Source organism: Aquitalea sp. (assembly GCF_030150775.1).
GTDB classification, from domain to species: domain Bacteria; phylum Pseudomonadota; class Gammaproteobacteria; order Burkholderiales; family Chromobacteriaceae; genus Aquitalea; species Aquitalea denitrificans.
This window is the reverse complement of record NZ_JASLFG010000045.1, coordinates 1-22,102: the sequence shown is the minus strand read 5'-3', so window position 1 is coordinate 22,102 and position 22,102 is coordinate 1. Positions and strand designations below refer to the sequence as shown.

General features: G+C 58.9%; 18 protein-coding genes and 1 tRNA gene. 9 read left to right on the top strand and 10 right to left on the bottom strand.

What is annotated here, in order from left to right; translation table 11 throughout:
- Positions 1–8: 8 nt before the first annotated feature.
- From QVF59_RS15885 to QVF59_RS15870, 4 genes are read right to left on the bottom strand one after another with little or no spacing between them, the layout of a single operon-like run.
- Positions 9–551, bottom strand: a complete 543-nt coding sequence (locus QVF59_RS15885) for a GNAT family N-acetyltransferase (protein WP_287881219.1) — start codon at positions 549–551, stop codon at positions 9–11.
- A gap of 41 nt (positions 552–592) precedes the next feature.
- The gene (locus QVF59_RS15880; protein ID WP_287881217.1) at positions 593–1,804 is read right to left on the bottom strand and encodes a M20 aminoacylase family protein; all 1,212 of its coding nucleotides are present in this window, start codon (positions 1,802–1,804) and stop codon (positions 593–595) included.
- Positions 1,804–3,144, bottom strand: coding sequence for an LLM class flavin-dependent oxidoreductase (locus QVF59_RS15875; RefSeq protein WP_089084704.1), 1,341 nt, complete (start codon positions 3,142–3,144; stop codon positions 1,804–1,806). The genes QVF59_RS15880 and QVF59_RS15875 overlap by 1 nt, the downstream gene beginning before the upstream one ends.
- 30 nt (positions 3,145–3,174) lie before the next feature.
- Positions 3,175–4,176: an LLM class flavin-dependent oxidoreductase gene (locus QVF59_RS15870; protein ID WP_287881214.1), complete on the bottom strand. Its 1,002-nt coding sequence runs from the start codon at positions 4,174–4,176 to the stop codon at positions 3,175–3,177.
- Between the two features lie 318 nt (positions 4,177–4,494).
- Here QVF59_RS15870 and QVF59_RS15865 point away from each other — a divergent pair, with 318 nt between their 5' ends.
- The 4 genes from QVF59_RS15865 to QVF59_RS15850 all read left to right on the top strand — a co-directional run bounded on the left by QVF59_RS15865 (position 4,495) and on the right by QVF59_RS15850 (position 7,066).
- Positions 4,495–5,607: a porin gene (locus QVF59_RS15865; RefSeq protein ID WP_287881212.1), complete on the top strand. Its 1,113-nt coding sequence runs from the start codon at positions 4,495–4,497 to the stop codon at positions 5,605–5,607.
- 66 nt (positions 5,608–5,673) lie between these two features.
- Positions 5,674–6,018: a DUF3088 domain-containing protein gene (locus tag QVF59_RS15860; RefSeq protein WP_287881210.1), complete on the top strand. Its 345-nt coding sequence runs from the start codon at positions 5,674–5,676 to the stop codon at positions 6,016–6,018.
- Positions 6,019–6,042: 24 nt separating this feature from the next.
- A complete protein-coding gene (locus QVF59_RS15855; RefSeq protein WP_287881208.1) occupies positions 6,043–6,549 on the top strand; it encodes a VOC family protein in 507 nt (168 codons plus the stop codon).
- A gap of 121 nt (positions 6,550–6,670) precedes the next feature.
- Positions 6,671–7,066 carry a VOC family protein gene (locus tag QVF59_RS15850; protein ID WP_159877318.1) on the top strand — a complete coding sequence of 132 codons (396 nt, stop codon included), beginning with the start codon at positions 6,671–6,673 and terminating at the stop codon, positions 7,064–7,066.
- A gap of 37 nt (positions 7,067–7,103) precedes the next feature.
- Here the strand turns inward: QVF59_RS15850 and QVF59_RS15845 are convergent, their stop codons facing one another.
- The 4 genes from QVF59_RS15845 to QVF59_RS15830 form a co-directional block, all read right to left on the bottom strand.
- Entirely contained in the window at positions 7,104–8,102 is a 999-nt protein-coding gene (locus tag QVF59_RS15845) for a response regulator (protein WP_159877320.1), read from the bottom strand.
- Positions 8,099–11,779: a PAS domain S-box protein gene (locus QVF59_RS15840; RefSeq protein WP_287881206.1), complete on the bottom strand. Its 3,681-nt coding sequence runs from the start codon at positions 11,777–11,779 to the stop codon at positions 8,099–8,101. The genes QVF59_RS15845 and QVF59_RS15840 overlap by 4 nt, the downstream gene beginning before the upstream one ends.
- A 102-nt stretch (positions 11,780–11,881) precedes the next feature.
- Positions 11,882–13,819 (bottom strand): putative bifunctional diguanylate cyclase/phosphodiesterase, encoded by a 1,938-nt coding sequence (locus tag QVF59_RS15835; RefSeq protein WP_159877324.1) that lies wholly within the window; start codon positions 13,817–13,819, stop codon positions 11,882–11,884.
- Between the two features lie 356 nt (positions 13,820–14,175).
- Entirely contained in the window at positions 14,176–15,129 is a 954-nt protein-coding gene (locus QVF59_RS15830; RefSeq protein WP_287881204.1) for a LysR substrate-binding domain-containing protein, read from the bottom strand.
- Between the two features lie 145 nt (positions 15,130–15,274).
- On the opposite strand from QVF59_RS15830, the gene QVF59_RS15825 reads away from it, so the two are divergent.
- From QVF59_RS15825 to QVF59_RS15810, 4 genes are all read left to right on the top strand, one after another.
- On the top strand, positions 15,275–17,572 hold the full coding sequence (locus QVF59_RS15825) for an NADP-dependent malic enzyme (RefSeq protein ID WP_287881202.1): 2,298 nt from the start codon (positions 15,275–15,277) through the stop codon (positions 17,570–17,572).
- Positions 17,573–17,876: 304 nt separating this feature from the next.
- Complete coding sequence (locus QVF59_RS15820) at positions 17,877–18,266, top strand: hypothetical protein (RefSeq protein ID WP_287881200.1); 390 nt, start codon at positions 17,877–17,879, stop codon at positions 18,264–18,266.
- A 44-nt stretch (positions 18,267–18,310) separates the two neighbouring features.
- Positions 18,311–18,386 (top strand) — tRNA-Thr (locus tag QVF59_RS15815).
- A gap of 351 nt (positions 18,387–18,737) precedes the next feature.
- The gene (locus QVF59_RS15810) at positions 18,738–19,301 is read left to right on the top strand and encodes a sce7726 family protein (RefSeq protein WP_287881198.1); all 564 of its coding nucleotides are present in this window, start codon (positions 18,738–18,740) and stop codon (positions 19,299–19,301) included.
- Between the two features lie 8 nt (positions 19,302–19,309).
- On the opposite strand, the gene QVF59_RS15805 is transcribed toward QVF59_RS15810, so the two are convergent.
- Both QVF59_RS15805 and QVF59_RS15800 read right to left on the bottom strand, forming a co-directional pair.
- Positions 19,310–20,398, bottom strand: a complete 1,089-nt coding sequence (locus tag QVF59_RS15805; protein WP_287881196.1) for a beta family protein — start codon at positions 20,396–20,398, stop codon at positions 19,310–19,312.
- 263 nt (positions 20,399–20,661) lie between these two features.
- Positions 20,662–21,180: an Ltp family lipoprotein gene (locus tag QVF59_RS15800; protein ID WP_287881194.1), complete on the bottom strand. Its 519-nt coding sequence runs from the start codon at positions 21,178–21,180 to the stop codon at positions 20,662–20,664.
- 528 nt (positions 21,181–21,708) lie between these two features.
- Here QVF59_RS15800 and QVF59_RS15795 point away from each other — a divergent pair.
- A partial coding sequence (locus tag QVF59_RS15795; RefSeq protein ID WP_287881192.1) for an MASE4 domain-containing protein occupies positions 21,709–22,102 on the top strand: 394 nt, incomplete at its 3' end.

The following is a 22,102-nucleotide window of genomic DNA, read 5'->3' as shown; positions in this document are numbered from 1 at the left end:
AAGCGGTTTCAAACGGCAATGCCGGCCAGTTCCGTCCAGTGCGCGGGGTGGGATTGCGCGCTGGCCTGGCGTGGCACTGCCTTGGTAAACGGCAGGGTGCGCAAGGCTTCCAGATCCCCCTGCGGGTCGAACTGCGCCTGATAGCCATGACGCAGGTAGAGCCCGACCGCCTCCGGCTGGCGGCAACCGGTAGTCAGGTAAATCTGGCGGTAGCCCTGGCGCTGGCATTGCGCCTCCAGCTCCTGCAACACCAGCCCGGCCAGGCCCTGACGGCGGAACTGGCTGTGGGTCCAGATGCGCTTGAATTCGGCAGTGTGCTCATCCAGCCGCTTGAAGGCCCCGCCGGCAATCGCCTGCCCCTGCCGCAGCAGCAACAGGAAGTTGCCATGCGGCGGCGCAAAGGTTTCCGGCGGATAGCGCCGCATTTCCTCAGCCGCACCGCCGGGGCTGAACAGATTGCCGTAGCGTGCGTCGTATTCCTGCGTCAGCTCGGCCAGCATCACGCTGGCGCGCGGGTCGGTGGTGGTGGTGTAAACAAAGTAGTCACGCATGTGCTCGGTCCATTGCGATGTGTGTGTCTGGCTGTCGCTTGTTATGTGGCCGCCTGTTGCAGCGGCAGATAGCGCTCGGCCAGGGCCACCCAGTAGCTGGCGGCCAGCGGCAGGATGGCGTCGTTGAAGTCGTAGCGCGGGTTGTGCAGGCCGGCGCTGTCGCCATTGCCAAAAAACACGAAGCTGCCCGGCCGTGCCTGCAACATGAAGGCAAAGTCCTCGCTGGCGGTGCGTGGCCGGAAGGCCTGTTCCACCCGCGCCGCGCCCAGCGTGTCCTGTGCCACTTCACGCGCCAGCGCGGTTTCTGCCGGGTGATTGCACACCGGCGGGAAGCCCAGGCGGTAATCCACCTCGGCACGCGCGCCAAAGCTGGCCGCCTGTGCCTCCACCAGTGCCGGCACGCGCTGTTGCAGCAGGCTGCGCACTTCCGGGCGGAAGGTGCGGGCGGTCAGTTTCAGCTCCACGCTGTCCGGTATCACGTTGGAAGCATGGCCGCCGTGGATGCTGCCCACGGTGAGCACGCCCATGTCCAGCGGGTCGACATTGCGTGACACCACCGATTGCAGCGCGGTAATCACGTGGGCACTCACCAGCACCGGGTCCACCGTGTTATGCGGTTCGGCCCCATGGCCGCCCTTGCCGTGCACGGTGATGTGCGCCTGGTCCACCGAGGCCATGGCCGGGCCTTCGATGCAGCCGATATGGCCGCAACTCACCCCGGGCCAGTTGTGCAGGCCGAACACCGCGTCGCAGGGAAAGCGCTCGAACAAGCCCTCCTCCAGCATGCGCCGTGCGCCGCTGCCGGTTTCTTCCGCCGGCTGGAAAATCAGCTGCAAGGTGCCGTCAAACTGGCCGTGCAGTGCCAGAAAGCGGGCGGCAGCCAGCAGGATGGCGGTGTGGCCGTCATGCCCGCAGGCATGCATCACGCCGGGGTTCTGGCTGGCATACGGCAGGCCGGTGGCTTCGTGGATGGGCAGCGCATCCATGTCGGCGCGCAGGCCGAGCGAACGCTCGCTGCTGCCACGTCGCAAGCTGCCCACCACCCCGGTGCCGGCAATGCCGGTGGTCACCTGATAGCCCCACTGTTGCAACAGCGCGGCCACCTTGCCGGCGGTGCGGTGTTCGGCAAACGCCAGTTCCGGGTGCTGGTGCAGGTCGCGGCGCAGGGCCACGAATTCGGCATTGGCAGCCGCAATGCCGGTTTCGATCTGCAGGCTGCGTGGCAACACGGCGCTGTCTAATGCTGCATTCATCAGGCCACCTGCTGCTGGCTGCTGTGCTCGGCCGCTTGCTGGTAACGGCTTTCCTTGCGCGGCAGACCCAGATGGTCGCGCAGGGTGCGTCCTTCCAGCTGGCGATTGAAGCGTCCGCTCTTTTCCAGCACCGGCAGCACATGGGTGATGAAGTCATCCAGCCCTTCGGCCACCACGGGGAAGCCCAGGATGAAACCGTCAGCCGCGCCCTCGTCCACCCAGCGGATGATTTCCGCCGCCACTTTTTCACCGCTGCCAACAAAGTTGCTGCGCGGGGTGGCCACTTCCAGCGCCACCTGGCGCAGGGTCAGGCCGTGCTCACGGGCACGGGCCTTGATCTGGTCGGTGGTGGAACGGAAGCTATTGCGACCGATATCGCCCAGCTCCGGGAAGGCCTCGTCCAGCGGGTACTGGGTAAAGTCGTGGTGGTCGAAGAAGCGGCCCAGATAGGCCAGTGCGTCGTCGATGGTCAGCAGTTGCTGGATGATGCGGAACTTGGCTTCGGCCTCGGCATCGGTGGCGGCTACCACCGGCGCAATGCCGGGGAAGATTTTCACATCGTCGGCCTTGCGGGCATGCAGCACGGCGCTGGTTTTCACCTTGCGCAGGAAGTCGCGGGTTTCTTCGATGGAGGGCGAGTGGGTAAACACCGCGTCGGCATACTTGCCCGCCAAGCCAATCCCGGCATCGGAAGAACCGGCCTGGAAAATCACCGGCTGGCCCTGCGGCGAGCGGCTGATGTTCAGCGGCCCGGCCACCTGGAAGAAACGCCCCTTGTGGTTCAGGGTGTGCAGCTTGTCCTTGTCGAAGAACTGGCCGGTTTCACGGTTACGCGGCAAGGCGTCGTCGTCCCAGCTGTCCCACAAACCCTGGGTGACTTGCAGGTATTCGTCGGCAATTTCATAACGCAGGCTGTGTTCCGGATGCGGGCGGCTGTAGTTGAGCGCCGTGCCTTCCAGCGGCGTGGTCACCACATTCCAGCCGGCGCGGCCACCGCTGATCAGGTCGAGCGAGCCGAACTGGCGCGCCACGGTAAACGGGTCGCTGTAGGAAGTGGACACGGTGCCGGCCAGGCCGATCTTGCGTGTCACGCTGGCCAGCGCCGACAGGATGGAAATCGGCTCGAAACGGTTGAGGAAGTGCGGAATCGATTTTTCGTTGATGTACAGGCCGTCCGCCACAAAGGCAAAGGCAATGCCGTTGGCTTCAGCTTTCTGCACGGTATCGATATAGAACTGCAGGTTCACGCTGGCATCCGCCGGGCCGCTGGGGTGTTTCCAGGCGTGCATGTGACCACCAGCGCCGTGCAGCATGATGCCAAAAGTAATGGGTTTGCTCATGTTCAGCTCCAAAAAGATTGATCGGTACGGTCAGGCGGCCAGCGGCTCGCGCGCTTCGGCCAGCAGGGCAATGGAGGCGCGGCGCAGCGCAAACTGGGCCACCGGGATATCGATGATGAATTCGCGTATGCCATAGCTCTGGTGCAGGGAATCCAGCTCGGCGCGCACATCACCGGCGGTTCCGGCAATCACGTGCGGGTGCTTTTCTTCCAGCTGGTACTGGCTGCTGCCAGCCTGACGGGCAAACTCTTCTGCCGCTTCGCGACTGGGCACGTTGACGCTGCGGCCATCTTCCAGCGTCACCTTGAACAGCTTCAGCTCCCCCACCAGCGCCTGTGCCTGTTCGCGGGTTTCAGCCACAAAGGCATACAGCGCCAGCGCGGGTACCTTGCCGGTCCACTGGCGGTACACGGCAATGGATTGCTGGATATTCAAAGGGTCGCCGTTGAAGTGGCCGGCATAGGCAAAATCCCAGCCCAGGCGGGCTGCCAGCCGGGCGCTGTCCGGGCTGCCGCCCAGCAAGAAGCGTCCCGGGGTAATGGGCGGCTGCGGTGTCGCCTTTGCCCCGGCCAGCGGATGGCCCTCCGGCTGACCCTCGTTCAGGAAGGCATTCAGTTCGGTCAGCTGGGCGGTGAAGTCGGGCTTGCGGCTGGCATCATGATAGTGCTGCAAGGCACGGGTGCTGAATGGCAGGCCACCGGGGGCCTTGCCCACGCCCAGATCCACCCGGCCCGGGGCCAGCGCCGCCAGCAGATTGAAGGTTTCCGCCACTTTGTAGGGGCTGTAGTGCTGCAGCATGACGCCGCCACTGCCCACGCGGATGCGGCTGGTATGCGCCAGGATGTGGGAGATCAGCACTTCGGGCGCGGAACTGGCCAGCAGCGGCGTGCTGTGGTGTTCGGCCACCCAGAAACGGTAATAGCCCAGCTGCTCTGCCAGCTTGGCCAGCGCCACGGTATTGGCCAGTGCATCGGCCGCGGTAGCACCCGGCGGAATCGGGCTTTTATCCAGGATGGACAGGGAGTATGACATTTGTGTGCACCGTGTAATTGACGCCACAAAATCTATTCCCAGCCTATTTGAAGATCAATCAAATTAAATTGATATGCTTATCCGCTTGGCTTATGCATTTTCCTGCAAATACCAATAAAAAATTGACTTAGCAATATTCGCCAAAAGCCCATCAAAAACAAATCAATATGAATAAAACCTGAAAATAACCATTGATTTGCTAATCATTTTTTATTGATTAATAAAACGGGAACAATACGGAAGAATAAGCACCAGCCGAAACCCGCCACCCTGGCAACGGCTTGCTTGTCCGACCAACCGATTTCCTGTGAACACATCATGAAAATAAAACTGCTCACCCTGGCTATTGCTGCTGCTCCCTTGTTTGCCCATGCCGACGACGGCATTACCCTGTACGGCAAAGTGGCCGGTAGCCTGTCCAGCGTCCGTAGCTACACCTCCAGCGGCAGCCTGAAAAACGTGCAGGTGAATGACAATACTTCGCGCATCGGTTTCAAGGGTTCGGAAAATCTTGGCAATGGCCTGACTGCCATCTGGCAGGTGGAAAACCGCATCCACGTGGATGGCAGCGGTACGGATACCTTCGCCAGCCGCGACTCCTTCATCGGCCTGCAAAGCGAGTACGGCAAGCTGCGCCTGGGTCGCCTGTCCGACTACGCCAACCTGGACATGGAATATATCGATCCGGGTTCCTACAGCGGCGTGGGCGGCCAGCTGTACTCCACCCGTCTGGACGGTCGCATCAACAATGCCGTGCGCTACGACAGCCCCAACCTGGCCGGTTTCAGTTTCACCACCACCTGGGGGGCCGATGAAAAACGTGCTAACGACAGCAATGGCCAGCCCACCAACAACCAGGTATTCAACCTGGGTCTGAGCTACGAGCAGGCCGGTTACTTTGCCAAGTTCAGCTATGAAACCAAGGGTGATGCCAAGCAGGTGAACTCCTCGGCCCAGACCGGTGCGGTGAAAAACTGGTGGCGCGTGGAAGCAGGCTATATCAGCGACCCCATCTATCTGGCACTGGGTTTCCAGACAGTCAATGGCTATCTGGGGGTATCCAGCGGCAGCTTCGTTGACAGCCCGGGCGTGGTTTACAACGTCAACGTGCTGAACGCCCGCCTGGCTGCCAGCGGCCAGAGCCTGAGCGCCGCCGCTTCCGGTCAGGATGTGAAAACCCGCGAAGCCGTGCTCACCTTCGGCTACAACGTAGGCGCGTGGCTGCCTTATGTCTCGCTGACCAAGGGTTACGATGTGGACATTGGCGGCAGCCGCATCGACAAGACCGGCTACACCCAATATGTGCTGGGCACGATATACAACCTGTCCAAGCAGACCAAGGCCTATGCGTCCTACGGCCGCGTCAATTGGGGTGGCAATGGCGTAGCCAGCGAAAGCGCGCTGAGCCTGGCCCTGGCCAAATTCTTCTAAGACCTCATGCCCCGCCTCCCGGCGGGGTTCTTGCTGCCACACCATTTTTACCGCGAAAGATGCCTGATGAGCCGCGACACCCTGTTTTTGCTGGAACCCGGATTCACCCGCCCCGATCATCCGGCCGACCAGCGTTTTGTCTGCCCGCACAGCAATCTGCTGGAGGGCCTGCTGGCGGTGCAACCGGCACTGGCCGAGCGCATTGAAATCCGTCGTCTGCCGTTTCCACGCCCGCGCCAGCCGGTGATAGCCCTGCTGGGCGAAGAGAATCAAAGCCTGCCGGTGCTGATTCTGGACCCGGCCAGCCCGCTACCGGCCGATGCCAGGCAGCACGCCGGGCGGCACTTCCTGCAAGACGCCCGCCAGATTGCCGCTTACCTGGCACAGCAACACGGTGCCTACCATCTGTAAACCCTTGTCACACGAAAGCACATCATGGGAATCAAACGCCTGAACCACGCGGTGCTGTATGTCAGCGATGTTGCCGACAGCACCCGCTTCTACCAGCAAGTGCTGGGGTTTAACCCCTCCCCCGGCCCGCAGCCGGAAAAGGCCTTCTTTGCCCAGGCGGCGGAGTCGGACAACCATCACGACCTGGCCTTGTTCGCCCGCAATCAGGGCCAGCAACGCGCGGGGGTATTCAGCGCACGCGGTGAAACTCCGGGAGCCAACGAGCCGCCGGCCGGTCTTTATCATCTGGCCTGGGAAGTGGATACCCTGCTGGAACTCAAGCGCATTCGCGACCAGTTGCAGGCACTTGGCAAGCTGGGCCTGGAAGAAGACCACGGCCTGTTCAAGAGCGTGTACGGCCACGACCCGGACGGCCTGCTGTTTGAAGTCAACTGGTTCCTGCCGGCCGATGCCATCCGCGACGCGGACCGCGACATCCGCACCGCACCGCTGGACTGGGAACGCGAACTGGCGCGCTTTGCCAGCCACTAGGCACACGGCAGGACAGCAGCGTGTCGCCTGAGGCCTGCTGCTGCCTTGCCAAACAGGGATTGCCCGGAGAGCGCGAGATACAGCAAGATGGACAGCCAACCTGCTTATGGAGTCTTGCCGCATGATCAGCCATCTCGACCACCTTGTGCTCACCACCGCCCGACTGGATGACTGCCTGGCGTTTTATTGTGACGGCCTGGGCATGACGCTGGAAAAATTCATTGGCGGCACCCCGCCGGTGGAGCGGCTGGCACTGAAATTTGGCAGCCAGAAAATCAATATCCACGTGCAGGGCAAGGAGTTCGAGCCCAAGGCGGCCCTGCCCACCCCCGGCGCACTGGACCTGTGTTTCATTGCCAGCCAGCCGCTGGACACGGTGATGGCCCGCCTGCAGGAAAAAGGCCTGGCCATTATCGAAGGCCCGGTAGGCCGGACCGGGGCCACCGGCAAGATCCGCTCGGTTTACCTGCGCGACCCGGATCAAAACCTGATCGAGATTTCCGAATACACCGCATGATCCGGCGATCAGCGGAATCATCTGCCACAAAGCTGGATTACAGTGTTTCCAGCCACTGCTGACGGATAGCCTCCAGCTGGGGTCGCAGGCCCAGAAAGCAGCGGGCCAGCGCTGGGTCAAAGTGCTTGCCGGCTTCGCTTTCGATCAGGGCAAACGCCTCGTCCACCGTCCACGCATGCTTGTAGGGCCGCTTGCTGGTGAGGGCATCAAACACATCGGCAATCGCCACGATGCGCGCCTCCAGTGGAATGACCTCACCCTGCAAGCCATGCGGATAACCCGTACCGTCCCAGCGCTCGTGATGGCTGAGCGCAATGGTGGCGGCCATCCTGAGCAAGCTGGAACGATCATCCCCGATGATACGGGCACCGATTTCGGCATGGCTGCGCATGATCTTCCACTCGGCCTCATCCAGCTTGCCAGGCTTTTGCAAAATGGTGTCAGGAATGCCGATCTTGCCGATATCATGCATGGGGGCGGCATTGAGCAGATCGTCGGCAAAGCGCGCGCTGCAGCCGGCCGCCAGCGCCAGTTCACGCGAGTAGTGACTCATGCGGATGACGTGCAGACCGGTTTCGTTATCCTTGAATTCGGCGGCACGGCCAAGGCGCTGGATGATCTGCAGCCGGGTTTCCACCAGCTCTTCCACCCGCACCAGTGACAAATGGGTGCGCACCCGCGCCTGCACAATGGGAGGGCTGACCGGCTTGGTGATGTAATCCACCCCGCCGGCGGCAAAACCTTCGGCCTCGTCCCGGCTGTCGCTCAAGGCGGTGACAAAGATCACCGGCACTGCCGCGGTGGCCGGGTCCTGCTTGAGCTGGTGGCAGACTTCCAGCCCGGTCATGCCAGGCATCATCACGTCCAGCAGAATCAGGTCCACCATCTCGCTGCGCGCCAGCTGCAGCGCCTTGTCACCGTCGCGGGCAAACAGCAGCCGGTATTGCTCCTGCAGGATATGCCGCAGCACCTGCAGATTGTTTGGTTCATCATCCACCAGTAGCAGGATGGGCCGGCTGTCGTCCATGGGCGTCATTGTGCTTCCGTTTCACCGCCATTGGCGGAAGTGCTGTTCAGTTGCTGCAGCAGCGCGGCCACGGCTGCCGCAGCAGCGTCAAACTCGAAATCGTCCAGTGCCCGCTGTACCGGCTGCCACTGTGCTGCCGGCAGCAGGCCAGCCAACGCCTGCATGGCCTCATCGTCCAGGCTGGCACGGCGGCACACTTCCAACAGCCGCTGCAACCAGGGCAAGGCGGCGGCGAGTATTCCGTCGGCACCAGACGGCATGCCAGATGCTGGCAGCCCGGCCTGCGCTGTTGGCACCGCCGCGGCCACCTGCTCCATCAGCAACTGCATGGCCTGCGCCTGTTCCACGCTGCAATGGCCAGCTGTTTCCACCGTGGCGGCCAGTGCCTGCAATTGCATCAAGCCCAGATTGGCCGCCAGCCCGCGCAGCCGGTGCGCATGCTGGCGGCAGCTATCGCTATCCGCCTGTAACAGCCTATCCGGCAGCGGTTGATAATCCTGCAGGAAGCGGCGTATACGCTCGCTCAGGCGCGCCTTGTCACCCCAGCGCTCAGTGGCAGCCGCCCAGTCGATCAGCAGTAGTGCCCGATCGCCAGTGTCGCTGGCCGCCTTGTCTGCCGGTGCCAGCCCGATCACGCGCGCGATTTCCTGCCGCAAGGTGGCCATGTCCAGCGGCTTGATGGCAAAGCCGTTCATGCCGGCGGCTTCGGCATCCACCCGGTCCTGGCTCAGCACGCTGGCGGTAAGCGCAATCACCGGCGTACAGCTGCGGCCGGTGGCGGCTTCCTGCTGCCGCATCTGCCTGGTGGCTTCCAGACCATCGACATCCGGCATCTGCACATCCATCAGCACCACATCGAAATCATGCGCAGCATGTAGCGCAACCGCTGCTGCACCGCCACTGGCCGTGCTCACCTGCAAGCCTTCGCGGCTGAGCATCAGTTGCAACAATTCCAGGTTTTCCGCTACATCATCCACCGCCAGTACGCGCAGTGGCGGCAAGATGGCAGGCAGCGGCGCAGACACTGCCCTCTGGCTGCCTTGCGCTTCTTGCAACGGCAGATGCACCGCGAACTCGCTACCCTGCCCCTGTACGCTGCGGACATGGATGCTGCCGCCCATCAGCTCCACCAACTGGCGGGCAATGGTAGTGCCAAGGCCGGTTCCGCCAAAGCGCCTGGCCATGCTGGCATCGGCCTGGCTGAATGGGGCGAAGATGCTGTCGATGCGGTCGGGAGCAATGCCGATACCGGTATCGCTGACGGTCAGCACGATCTGCGCCCCCTGGCGCACCACACGCAAAGTCACCTTGCCCTGTTCGGTAAACTTGACCGCATTACCCAGCAGATTGGTCAGGATCTGTCGCATGCGCAGGGCATCACCATGCAGCTGGGCCGGGCAGTCGGCGGCATAGTCCAGCTGCAGACATAACTGCTTGTCGCGCGCCTGCAGGCCGAAGGCCTCTACCAGTTGGCCGCACAGCTCGCGTAGCGAGTAATCCAGCTCGTCCAGTTCCAGCGCACCGCGCTCCAGCTTGGCGGTGTCAAGAATGCCGTTGAGCAGGCCCAGCAAGGCCCGGGCCGACTGATTGATGGTTTGCAGATGCCGGCGTTGCTGAGTATTCAGCGGCGTATCCAGCAGCAGCTGGGCAAAGCCGATGATGGCATTCATCGGCGTGCGGATTTCATGGCTCATATTGGCCAGGAACATGCCCTTGGCCGCAGCGGCCTGCTCGGCGCGGTCGCGCGCGGCCATCAGGTCCTGCTCCATCAGCTTGCGGTCAGTCAGATCATTGGCCAGCTTCACCACTTTCCATGGTTTGCCATCAATATCCAGAATGGGGTTGTACACTGCCTGGATCCATACTTCGCGTCCATCCTTGCCATAGCGCAGGAATTCTCCGCTCTGAAACTTGCCCGCACGCAAGTCCGCCCAAAGGGCTTGGTAGGCTGCGGATTTTACCTCGTCGCCTTTGCACAGCATGCTGTGATGCTGGCCTTGCAGCTCGTCCAGCCGGTAAGCGGTAAGGGCCAGGAAATTGTCATTGGCGGTGAGGATATGGCCTTCCATATCGAATTCCACTACCGCCAGCGCCCGGCGGATGGCATACACCACCCCTTCGTATTCGGCAGCCTGCTGGCGGCTTTCGGTGACATCGATCATCACCCCGTCTATCCACTGCGGCTGTTCCTCATGGTCAAACACAATGCCGGCACTTTCCGACACCCAGCGCTCACCACCATCAAAGTGGAATATCCGGTACTCGACAATATAGGCACGCTTGCCGGCAACAGCCTCGGCAATGGTATCGCGCACGCGCTGCAAATCATCCGGGTGGATGATGGAGGCCATGCTGATCTTGCCTTCCAGAAACAGCCTGCCCTCCCAGCCACACAACTCGACAATGCTTTCGCTGATGAAAATCTTGCTCCAGTTGCGATCCACCCTGCTGCGAAATGCCACGCCGGGGATATTGGCAATCAGGGTGCGATACTGGCTTTCGCGCTGCTTGAGTTCACGCTCCATGGCATTGCGCTGGCTGATGTCGGTGACAAAACCAACAAACAGCGGCTCGCGTCCGGTCTCCACCTTGCCCACCGCCAGGCGAATGGGAAATACCGACCCGTCCTTGCGCTGGGCAGTGACCTCCCGCCCCACCCCTATCACCCGCGCATCACCGCTGGCCAGATAGTGCGCCAGATAGCCATCATGTCCGGAATGGTAGGGTTCCGGCATCAGCAAATTGATATTGCGTCCCACCAGCTCCGCCGCCCGCCAGCCGAACATCAGCTCGGCGGCACGATTAAGCTCCAGCACCCGGCCACGCGCATCAATACTGATGATGCCGTCCACTGCGGTATCCACAATCGCCTGCAGCCGCCCTTCGCTGGCCGACTTTTCCTGCACCAGCTTGCGATAGCGCAGCAGGGTATTGCCAGCCAGCACCAGCACACCGGCACACAGGGTAAGCAAAGCCACCACGGTAGCCATGCGGTTGTTACCGCTGCTGGCTGTCAAGCCGGCGGGGTCAGCCACCCCGATAAAGCGGGCCGACAGCATGCCGCTATAGTGCATGCCGGCAATGGCGCAACCCATGATGCAGCCGCTGAGCACAATGGCCCGGCCCTCGCCCAGCCGCGCATGCTGGCGCAAGCCAAAGCGTATCCACAAGGACAGGGTGGCCAGCGCAATGGCAATCAGCAGGGAAATGAAAAACCAGCCCGGGGCATAACGCAAGATGGGTGCCATCTGCATGGCAGCCATGCCGGTATAGTGCATGCCGCCGATTCCGGCCCCCACCAATACGCCGCCCACCAATAGCTGGTGGCGGCTGACCGTGCGCGAGGACAGCATATTCAGCGCCACCCAGGATGAAAAAAAGGCCGGCAGGATGGATAGCAGGGTGAGCGGCAGGTCGTAACGCACCGTCGTGCACAGATCAAAGGCCAACATGCCGATGAAATGCATGGCCCAGATGCCTATGCCCTGAAACAGCGCGCCGCTGAGCAGGGCCACCTGGCGCAGGCCCGGTGCATGGGCATCCGCGGCCAGACCCGCCATGTGCAGGGTGACGATGGAGGTAATAATGGCCACGATCAGCGACAGCAACACCAGCCAGGGCTGGTAGCTGCCGCTCAGAAACAACGGGCTGGCGTTGTCGGCCAGAATGAAAAACGCATCAAGCATGCAAAAACAACCTTGTCATGGTCTGCCTGCCCACTGCTGGCAGACCTGCTATCAATCAACTACCCACCGTCGGCATGCACAAACAACACCGCCTGCAGCCCATCATGCGGTAGCAAACACCGGCGGCTGCGGCTTGCCAAAGTAGTAGCCCTGCAATTCATTCACCCCCAGTGCCTGCATTCTTTCTGCCTGCTGCAGCGTTTCAATGCCTTCGGCAATCACCCTTATTTTCAGCCGCTGGGCAATGAACACCACAGCTTCAATAATGGCGATATTCTTTTCATCAGCCGACTGGATAAAGGCCTTGTCGATCTTGATGGCATCGATGGGCAGTTCGCTGATACGGGAGAACGATGAATAACCGGTACCGAAATCATCGATATGGATTTCCGCCCCCAACTGCTTGATGCGGAATAGCACCTGCTTGACCATTTCAATCTCGTTTTCGTGAAACACGCTTTCAGTCAGTTCGATGATCAGATTGGCGGCGCTAAAACCCTGGCTGGTGGCCTGTAGCAGTTTGTCGACAAAATCATCCTGCAACAGCTGGTGCAACGATACATTCACCGCCACCTTCACCGCTTCGTCATCTGCGGGTGGCAACAGGCTGGCTGCGGCAATGGCCTGCCCGATCACCCAGTCGCCCAGCTCGACAATAGTGCCGCTTTCCTCTGCCACCGGAATGAACTCCACCGGGGAAATCAATCCCAGCTCCGGGTGCATCCAGCGCATCAGCACTTCAAAAGATGCCAGCCGGTGATCCGTGGCAGCCACGATAGGCTGGATGACAATGAACAGCTGCCGGTTGGCAATGGCCATGCGCAAGTCCTGCGTCAGGATTGACTTGCGCGTCAGTTGCGCCCGGATGCCAGGGTTGAAAAACACCACGCAGCCGGTGCGCTTGGCCTCGCCCGCAGCAATATCGGCATACTGGAACAGGTTGTTGGGGTTGTCGCAATCCCCTTCGGAAACCGCACCAATGCTGGCATTGATGCAAACCGTCTTGCCGGCTACCTGTAACCGGTCATTGATTGCGCTGCGGATAAGCTGACCCACGTCTTCCGGCGTCAGGGAATCTTCTCCCAACTGCGACAGATAGAAGATGAACTCGTCCCCGCCCCACCGCCCCACCTGGCAATCGACATTGCTGAAGATGTCACGGCTCAGCCGCGAGGCCAGCGCCTCCAGCCGCTGGGCCACCTGGCGCAGTACATCGTCGCCGGCCTCATGCCCCATGCCGTCGTTGATCTGTTTGAAACGATCCAGATTAACGAGAAAAACCGTGACATTACCCGGTGTAATGCCGAAATACTTCACCAGATTGGACACGCCATGCCGGTTGAGCAGGCCGGTCAGCTCATCGTGATAGGCCAGCCGCAGCAAATCCTTGCTTCTCTCGGCCACCCGTGTTTCCAGCGTATCGTTTTCGTATTGCAGCTTGGCGGCCAGCAAGGACACTTCATCCAGCAACTCCTTGTTGGACAAGGCCAGCCCCACGCTGCGGCGGATCAGCTTGTAATTGTTTTCGTGACTGAACAACATGACGCCGGAGAAAACCACCCCCAGCGCCGCCAGGGTGATATAGGAAGGAATGCCGGTCTGGAACAGACGCACACAGGTAGGCAAGAGCAGCAGCAGGATATAGGCCTTGCCGGCAACCCTCAGGGAGGACAGAGTACCGGTGGCCCCGCCGGCCATCGAAGACAGGATGACGATAATGGCAAACTGCTGCGGCCCCTGATAATGGGCAATCCCCCACCAGCCCAGCCAGGCCCAGAAGCCACCGGCGCTCAGCAAGCCCAGGCTCAGGTAGAACTTGTCGGCAATAAAGAAGGTTCGGGTGCGCCGGTAGCGCCGGGCGGCGTGCAGGAACTGCAGAAACCGCACCAGCATCAGCGCCAGCGCACCTCCTGCCCACAACGGGACAAAACGGGATGCATCATCAGACAGGATGTAGCTAATGGTCAGCGTCGCCGCCAGATTAACCATCAAGCCCAGCGCGTAGTTCTTCAAGGACTCGCGCCATATTCTTTCAATCATTCCCTGCTGCATACACGGCCTTATGAATGGTAGTGCGCTGTTTTTATTGTGGCCTTGAAAATACAAGCACCCTCCAGGCGGCCAGTCGCAACCCACAGCGTCACCGTCCCGCCCGCTGAAGATGCGTCAGCTGATTATAGGCATTCAGCCGCATGGTACAGGACGGCGATGCCGCCCACTCGCGCCAAGCTGCACTAGCTAGCGCGATTTGGGCCCACCCATTCATGCTCAGCTCGGCAACCCGGCTTTACACCCGTCGCTTGACCCGTCAGGCCAGGGTCATCGCGGGCCTATGCCGCCATGGTAAATGTTACCGGCGAGGCCGTCAGCCTTCTTTACAAGACAATGCCGGAACATCAGCCCTCGCGGCTCAACTCCAGCAAGGCCTGGGCAAACCGGGCCAGCGGACGCGAATGGGTAGCCGCACGGGTAAACATGGCAATCGGCGGCAAAGTCCAGTCAAACGAATACGGCACGATGGCCAGACCGGTTGTGCGCACCAGCTCTTCTGCAATATCTGCCGGCACAATGGAAACTGCCCGCTCGCTGGCCACAATCATCTCGCCAATCAGCTTGGAAGAATAACTCTCGACAATGGGCACAGGCGGCGCAATACCGGCCGCCAGAAAGATATCCGCCACCTGCTCCCGCATCGGGGTATTGGGTGCACCAAGAATCCAGTCCAGCTTCACCAGCTGCCCCCAATCCAGCCTTACCCTGCCCAGTTGCGCAGCCAGACGACGGCTGGCAATCAGCCGTGGCTGCTGTCGGTAAAGCAGGCTGAACTCAACCCCGCCCAGATCCACCGTGGATGAAGCGCGGCCAATCACGATATCCAGCGTGTGGTCCTGCAATTGCGGCAGCAGTTGATCGCTGGTGCCTTCGTGAATGGTAACGGTCAGCCCCTTGCTGTCCTCCGGCATGGCGCGACGGATGGCTGCCGACAACAAACGGCCAGAGATGAAGGGAATCACCCCCACATGCAGGTGGGCATCAAAACCGGCCACTGTGCTTTCCATGTCGCGCACCAAGTGGCCAAGATCGTGAATCATTGCCTGGGCACGGGCCAGCACCAGCTTACCCAGCGCCGTAGGGGCCATGCCGCGCACCGACCGATCAAACAATACTCCGCCAAACATGCCTTCCAGTTCAGCCAGCGCACTGGTGATGGCCGGCTGGCTGCTGGCCATCTGTTCAGCTACCCGGGTCAGCGAGCCATGCTGCTGGATATTGAGCAGAAGGATCAAGTGGCGCATTTTCAGCCGCGCACTCAGGCGGCGCAACACCTCTTCGGCATTGATCATGGTCATTCAGCCAGCTTTTCATAAGGTAAATGATATGGCTTGATAGTAATTCAAAATAAACACCTTATGTTTACTGACTAGAATGACCGACATCAGCACAGGCAAGCCCGTACGGCACACCTGCCACCCCAAACCACAGACAGAGAGCGACATGGACACCACCGATCGTCAGGCAGCACTGGATTACCACGAATTTCCCACCCCGGGCAAAATCGCCGTCAACGCCAGCAAGCCGCTGGTGACCCAGCGCGACCTGGCCCTGGCCTATACCCCCGGCGTGGCCGCCGCCTGTGAAGAGATCGTGGCCAACCCGCTCAATGCCAGCCGTTTTACCGCCCGCTCAAATCTGGTTGGCGTCATCACCAACGGCACCGCCGTGCTGGGCCTGGGCAATATCGGCGCACTGGCCTCCAAGCCGGTGATGGAAGGCAAGGCCGTGCTGTTCAAGAAATTTGCCGGTGTCGATGTGTTCGACATCGAAATCAACGAGACCGACCCGGACAAGCTGGTGGACATCATCGCCAGCCTGGAATCGACTTTTGGCGGCATCAACCTGGAAGACATCAAGGCCCCGGAATGCTTCGAGGTGGAGCGCAAGCTGCGCGAGCGGATGAAGATTCCGGTCTTTCACGATGACCAGCACGGCACCGCCATCACCGTGGCCGCCGCCTTCATCAACGGCCTCAAGGTAGTGGGCAAGGACATCCGCCAGGTGAAGGTAGTCACCTCCGGCGCCGGTGCCGCCGCCCTCACCTGCCTGGACCTGATGGTGCATCTGGGCCTGCCGCTGGAAAACATCTGGGTGACCGATATCGAAGGCGTGGTCTACCAGGGCCGCACCGTGCTGATGGACCCGGCCAAGGCCCGCTTTGCCCAGCCCACCGACGCCCGCACCCTACGCGAAGTGATTGACGGTGCCGACGTCTTCCTCGGCCTGTCCGCCGGCGGCGTGCTCAAGGGCGAGATGGTGGCGCAAATGGCCGCCCGCCCGCTGATTCTGGCGTTAGCCAACCCGGCACCGGAAATCCTGCCGGAAGTGGCCCACGCTGTGCGTGACGACGTGGTGATGGCCACTGGCCGTTCCGACTATCCCAACCAGGTCAACAACGTGCTGTGCTTCCCCTACATCTTCCGCGGCGCGCTGGATGTGGGTGCCACCACCATCACCCGCGAGATGGAAGTGGCTGCGGTGTACGCCATTGCCGGCCTGGCCGAAGAAGAACAGAACGAAGTGGTAGCCGCCGCCTATGGCAGTTACGACCTGTCCTTCGGCCCGCAATACCTGATTCCCAAACCGTTCGACCCGCGCCTGATCGTGCGCATTGCCCCCGCCGTAGCCAAGGCAGCGATGGACAGTGGCGTGGCCACCCGCCCCATCGCCAATCTCGATGCCTACACCGAGCAGCTGCAGCAGTTTGTCTACCACTCCGGCAGCTTCATGAAGCCGCTGTTTGCCGCCGCCAAGAAACAGGTACGGGATGGCGGCAAGACCCGCATCGTGTTTACCGAGGGCGAAGACGAACGCGTACTGCGCGCGGTACAGGTCATCGTGGATGAAAAACTGGCGCGCCCCATTCTGGTGGGCCGTCCGGAAGTGCTGCTGGCGCGCATCGAAAAATTCGGCCTGCGCTTGCGCCTGGGCGAGGACGTGGAAGTCACCAACCCGGAATACGACGAACGCTTCCACCAGTACTGGACCAGCTACTGGGAACTGATGTGCCGTGATGGCGTGACCAAGGAAATGGCTCGCGTGGAAATGCGCCGCCGCCTGACCTTGATTGGCGCGATGATGGTGCACCTGGGCGATGCCGACGGCATGATCTGCGGCACCGTGGGCAGCTATCACGACCACCTGCGCTATATCGACCAGGTGATTGGAAAAAAAGCCGGCTCGGACACCTATGCCGCCATGAACATCCTGCTACTGGACAAGCAGACCGTGGCGCTGGTGGATACCCACGTCAACGACAACCCCACGGCAGAACAGATTGCCGAGTTCACCATCGCCGCCGCCGAGGAAATGGCCCTGCTGCACATGAAACCCAAGGCCGCGCTGCTGTCGCGCTCCAACTTCGGCTCTGGCAGCTCAGCCTCCGGCAGCAAGATGCGTCAGGCTTTGGAGTTGATCCGTCAGCGCGCCCCGGAACTGGAAGTGGATGGCGAGATGCATGGCGACTGCGCACTGGACGAGGCACTGCGCATGGACATCCTGCCGATGTCACGCCTGAAGGGCGCAGCCAATCTGCTGGTCTGCCCCAATGTTGATGCCGGCAATATCGCCTACAACCTGCTGAAGACCGCCGCCGGCAGCAATGTCGCCGTCGGCCCCTTCCTGCTGGGCGTCAACGCGCCAGTCAACATCCTCACCTCCAGCTCCACCGTACGCCGCATCATCAATATGGCTGCGCTCACCGTGATGGAGGCCAATCGCCAGACCGAACCGGACTAAGCGCCACCCGTCGGCATACGTAGGCGTCACATGCCGACAGACAAACCCGGGCCACGGCAGCAACATCAACGTGGCCCGCCACTGACCAACAGACTGGTGCAGGACATATCTGCAACACCCCGATCACCAGCACCAACACCTCGTAGCGACAAGGCCGCGCTGCAATACCAGGCCGCCAGGGCAAGCCCACCTCGCCGCAGGACAATTCACAGCGACATCCATCAACTCTGGCCATGCTAGTATTAGCCCCTTGTATCCACGACCCTCAAGCCGAATGGCCAACCATAAGGGCCCAGACCTCACCATGAACCACTCCATTATTGGCCGCGCCCTGCTGCTGGGCGCCCTGCTGCTGGGCGGCATCGCCCATGCCGAAACCGAAGACATTCCACTGCCTGGCGATGTGCAAAATACCCCGCTCAAGAGCGCCAGAAAACCAGCCCATCACGGCAACAGCACCAGCACCACCGGCAACCAGGGCGCACGCAAACACGCCAGTAAACCAGGCCACAAACACCATGCAGCCGCCAGTCATGGCAAACACCACGGCAAGAAGGCCAGCGCTCACCAAGCCGGCAAAACTCCCAAGGCGGTCGCACACAAAGCCAACACCCAAAAACCCATTTCACATAAATCAAGCAAAAACAACAAGCTAAAGAAAAAAGCCAGCAAAAAGCACAAGAAAATGTATTAGGACGCTTGCCAAGCCACCGGCGAAACGCTATATTGCAGCCCTTCGCCGGTGTAGCTCAGTTGGTAGAGCACCTGACTTGTAATCAGGGGGTCGCGAGTTCGATTCCTGCCGCCGGCACCAAACATAAGGCCCTTGAACCCAATGGATTCAAGGGCCTTAGTCATTTCAGGCCAGCACGCCCCGCTCTTCTAAAAAACCGCCCAGCCGGCTAAAAATCACGCGATAGCCCTGCCCATAAACAAGCACAGGCCCGGCTCTACCGGGTGCGCTCAACCTTCATTCGCCTCCATCAGCCACCATCAATCCCCTACCTTCAAATGCCATCCCGAGCACTTAGTCATCAAGGGCTCACATCCTTCTTCTTTGCCAGGTATGAAACATCGATAGAAATCGCGTAACATAATAAGAGCCGTACTGGAAGTTATCGCCATGATACGGCTAATAGTAAAGCGGTATCGAAAGGTAAAATAAATGCTTCGTGACCATGAAATAAGAGCCGAATTAAAAGCCCGCTTAAGCAGCATTCACGCTAGCGAGCCAGATACGCTGATTGTGGATGAACTGGGCATTTGCCAAGGCCTGGCCAGAGCCGACATCGCTGTCGTCAACGGTGAAATAAGTGCTTTTGAAATAAAAAGCGACGCCGATACCTTGGCAAGATTACAAACCCAGATACAGTATTATTCAAAAATCTGTGATCGTGCGTCCATCGTTGTTGGCCATCGACATGTAGATGCAGCAAAAATGCTTATCCCCTCATGGTGGGGGGTATGGATTGCTAAAAAACAGGGTGACAACATACGCCTTAAACAGCTACGCAAGGGAAGAATAAACAATCAAGTCGAGCCTTATGCCCTGGCACAATTACTTTGGAAAGAAGAAACATTTTCGTTGCTGGAAAAATATCATGCCGCAAAGGGAATAAAATCAAAGCCAAAAAAAGATTTGTGGGTACGACTGACAAAAACAATTGACCTTGATACATTAAAAGAAGAAGTACGGGCCACATTGAGAGCCCGCACTGACTGGCGCTAGCAATCAAGCTAGATTTGCGATATCACTTTAGCAAAATGATGTGAAAACCCTATCTTCCGCCACATTTCCGCATTAGTGTTTCCCAGTGCTGCAGCACCAGTTGCATAAGCGCTTATCTCGCCATCACCCCAGCTAAATTGAGCACCGGAAAAATATCCTGACACCACCAAGGCTTGACACAAGGTGTGAAACTGCCGATTTCCATCCGGGTGGTACTGCGGCCCCTGTCCCTTTGCCAAATACCAGGCATCATCAAGCGTATAGCGCAGATTAGGGGCGGAGGCACGAGGAATCCCGCCTTCCGGCAAATCCGGGTGATTAATACTGTAGTCACCAAAAGCCGGCAGCCTGGTATAGTTAGACTGATTGATCACGCTTATCCAGTTAAACCAGTCATCCCTGCGAACAAATGTCACCTGATTGGCCTGCATCACCAGGGACAAGGCTGATGGAAATGCTGATGCTGCCAATGTAACCGTTCTAAAGCCATTCAGCTGGAACATGTTCATCAGACTTGATGTTCTCAAGTTGATGATGTGTGCAGACTGGCCAAAAACAGACCTCAAATCAAGTACCAGATCAATTGACCCGATGGGAAGTTCAAAGCTTTGCAAAAGCTGTTGAATCAGATGGGCACATTGGGCATTTTCATCGGCAACACGCAAGCAGCACCCCCGCCCCTGGGAGTGCGCCAGCGCATACATCTGACTTTTGAAAACCGCCGACATATCGTGATGAATCACCACGATGGCTTCTGGCACGCAAGAACCAACAACGCTGCATAGCTGTGCGCTAGTCAGGCAAGCCAGTGCTCCTTCCAAAAAGCTTAAATCCAGAAAGAAACTTCTGCCAACGCCCCATTTGTTTGCCACTTGCATTAGCCGGTCGCCAAGCGCATCTACTATGATTGTCGGATCGGTTTCACCTTCATCAATATTCAGTAATGCCTCCAGCAGTGGCGTCATCGAAGATTTTTCATGTAACGAGGTACCAACAAGAGCATCTAGCTCTCCTCGTTTCATTTTCAAGATGGGTACATAGTGTCGATGCGAGAACATTTCAACCCCCCAATTCAATAAAAAATGACGCTTGGCCATAAAAAATAAAGCACATAAAAAACTCATCAATAATTGAAATAAATCAACACCAATCAGTACACATCACAAAAATATTGCGGTAATTTTTAACCATTAAATAAAAAACAACAATATGGCTGATCTTGTCGCTTCAGGCAGGAATAAGCACTTATAACTTGACCATGACAGACACTAGCAGCGCTGATCTGCCCAGCTAGGCCTAATTCCTGCTTGATCTGGCCATGAAGGCTGGATGGTGAAATCTGCCAGTTACTGAGAATGTTTCAGCAAACACCTGCCTGTTTGGCTCCATGGCGTGCCTGGCTAACGGTATATCCTTCCCCGGCACTGGAAGACAGCTGCTGAACCAGCCCCTTGCAAGAGAAACCTTGCAAACTGAGATACTGCTTTGCCGATCGCTCGGCCTCCAGATTCCAATCAATATTCAGGCTATCTACGGCAGCTGTGGCATCAGCAACCGTGTAACCATCTCCGGCATCTGAAGACAGTTGTTGAATCAGCCCTGCCCGAGAAAATCCTTGAAAGTTCAAGTATTGTTTGGCTGACCGGATAGCATTTTGCTGTGGCATAGTAAAGTCATGTATCACTTCTACTTGACGGGAGGAAGGATTTGCTGCCACCTCATTCAGCTCCATTGCTGCACCGGGAATTGGCGTTTCAGCAGAAACCGTATTTCCGATGTCATTGCCATTCGTCTTGCCATCATTTTTTTCTGGCCACATCAGCCCCAGTGCAAATAACACCACAATGATTCCACCTACCCACTTTATAATTTTCACCATTATAAAAAGTTCCGCTCTCTGGAAATGAATAAATTAAAGTAGCTGAGTATAGGCAATATGCTCAATATAAATCACAAGTAAAAAGCCCAGCTGACAGCTGGGCTTTTTACTGCATGGTTATGATCGGAGCTTTACAACTTGGCATCGGTCAGTACCTGCCGGTCTGCCATGCAGGCCGGTGCATCAGGTCAAACCACTACCGATCAAACCACTACCGAAAACAGATGTCTGCACCTGCCAGTCATGCCCCAGGTCACTGGCTTCGATCGGGTCACGATCAATCCGCTGGTAGCCAGCTAGCCACCGCGATGGCTGCTGACATAACCCTATGCTCAATCTGGATATGTTGCTGTGCTAGACGATGGACTTTTGTCTATGCTCCTAATGTAAATGCACGGTCCCGGTAAACGGGTATATCGTTTCAATTCTGGTCGGAGCGTGTGACCTATGCGGCAATCAAGTTGGCCGGAGAATGATGATTTCGAACTACTGGTCACATCCTCTCCCACAGCATCCCAGCGCAGAGCCATGCTGTACCTGTTTGCCGGCTCGGCAGTGCTGTTCAGCGTGGCCGTTCCCTTTGCGCAGCTGGCGCTGGGCAAAGTATGGGCCTTCATCCCGATTTACCAGTCTGCACTGGTCGTCAACGATCTGATTACCGCCGTGCTGTTGTTCGGGCAGTTTTATATTCTGGGTTCGCGGGCGGTTCAGATGCTTGCCACTGCCTATCTGTTTACCGCCTGCATGGCGATAGCACATGCACTGACCTTTCCCGGCCTGTTTTCCATCAGCGGCCTGCTTGGCGCAGGACCACAATCCACTGCATGGCTGTATATGTTCTGGCATGGCGGTTTTCCCCTGCTGCTTGTCGCCTACATGCACCAGGCGAAAAAGACGTCTGCCACTCCAGGCGTAAAAGTAA

Bases quoted from the DNA above. Each gene is read 5' to 3' on its own strand.
- QVF59_RS15885 (WP_287881219.1), bottom strand. From the start codon at position 551: ATGCGTGACTACTTTGTTTACACCACCACCACCGACCCGCGCGCCAGC.
- QVF59_RS15880 (WP_287881217.1), bottom strand. From the start codon at position 1,804: ATGAATGCAGCATTAGACAGCGCCGTGTTGCCACGCAGCCTGCAGATC.
- QVF59_RS15875 (WP_089084704.1), bottom strand. From the start codon at position 3,144: ATGAGCAAACCCATTACTTTTGGCATCATGCTGCACGGCGCTGGTGGT.
- QVF59_RS15870 (WP_287881214.1), bottom strand. From the start codon at position 4,176: ATGTCATACTCCCTGTCCATCCTGGATAAAAGCCCGATTCCGCCGGGT.
- QVF59_RS15865 (WP_287881212.1), top strand. From the start codon at position 4,495: ATGAAAATAAAACTGCTCACCCTGGCTATTGCTGCTGCTCCCTTGTTT.
- QVF59_RS15860 (WP_287881210.1), top strand. From the start codon at position 5,674: ATGAGCCGCGACACCCTGTTTTTGCTGGAACCCGGATTCACCCGCCCC.
- QVF59_RS15855 (WP_287881208.1), top strand. From the start codon at position 6,043: ATGGGAATCAAACGCCTGAACCACGCGGTGCTGTATGTCAGCGATGTT.
- QVF59_RS15850 (WP_159877318.1), top strand. From the start codon at position 6,671: ATGATCAGCCATCTCGACCACCTTGTGCTCACCACCGCCCGACTGGAT.
- QVF59_RS15845 (WP_159877320.1), bottom strand. From the start codon at position 8,102: ATGACGCCCATGGACGACAGCCGGCCCATCCTGCTACTGGTGGATGAT.
- QVF59_RS15840 (WP_287881206.1), bottom strand. From the start codon at position 11,779: ATGCTTGATGCGTTTTTCATTCTGGCCGACAACGCCAGCCCGTTGTTT.
- QVF59_RS15835 (WP_159877324.1), bottom strand. From the start codon at position 13,819: ATGATTGAAAGAATATGGCGCGAGTCCTTGAAGAACTACGCGCTGGGC.
- QVF59_RS15830 (WP_287881204.1), bottom strand. From the start codon at position 15,129: ATGACCATGATCAATGCCGAAGAGGTGTTGCGCCGCCTGAGTGCGCGG.
- QVF59_RS15825 (WP_287881202.1), top strand. From the start codon at position 15,275: ATGGACACCACCGATCGTCAGGCAGCACTGGATTACCACGAATTTCCC.
- QVF59_RS15820 (WP_287881200.1), top strand. From the start codon at position 17,877: ATGAACCACTCCATTATTGGCCGCGCCCTGCTGCTGGGCGCCCTGCTG.
- QVF59_RS15810 (WP_287881198.1), top strand. From the start codon at position 18,738: ATGCTTCGTGACCATGAAATAAGAGCCGAATTAAAAGCCCGCTTAAGC.
- QVF59_RS15805 (WP_287881196.1), bottom strand. From the start codon at position 20,398: ATGGCCAAGCGTCATTTTTTATTGAATTGGGGGGTTGAAATGTTCTCG.
- QVF59_RS15800 (WP_287881194.1), bottom strand. From the start codon at position 21,180: ATGGTGAAAATTATAAAGTGGGTAGGTGGAATCATTGTGGTGTTATTT.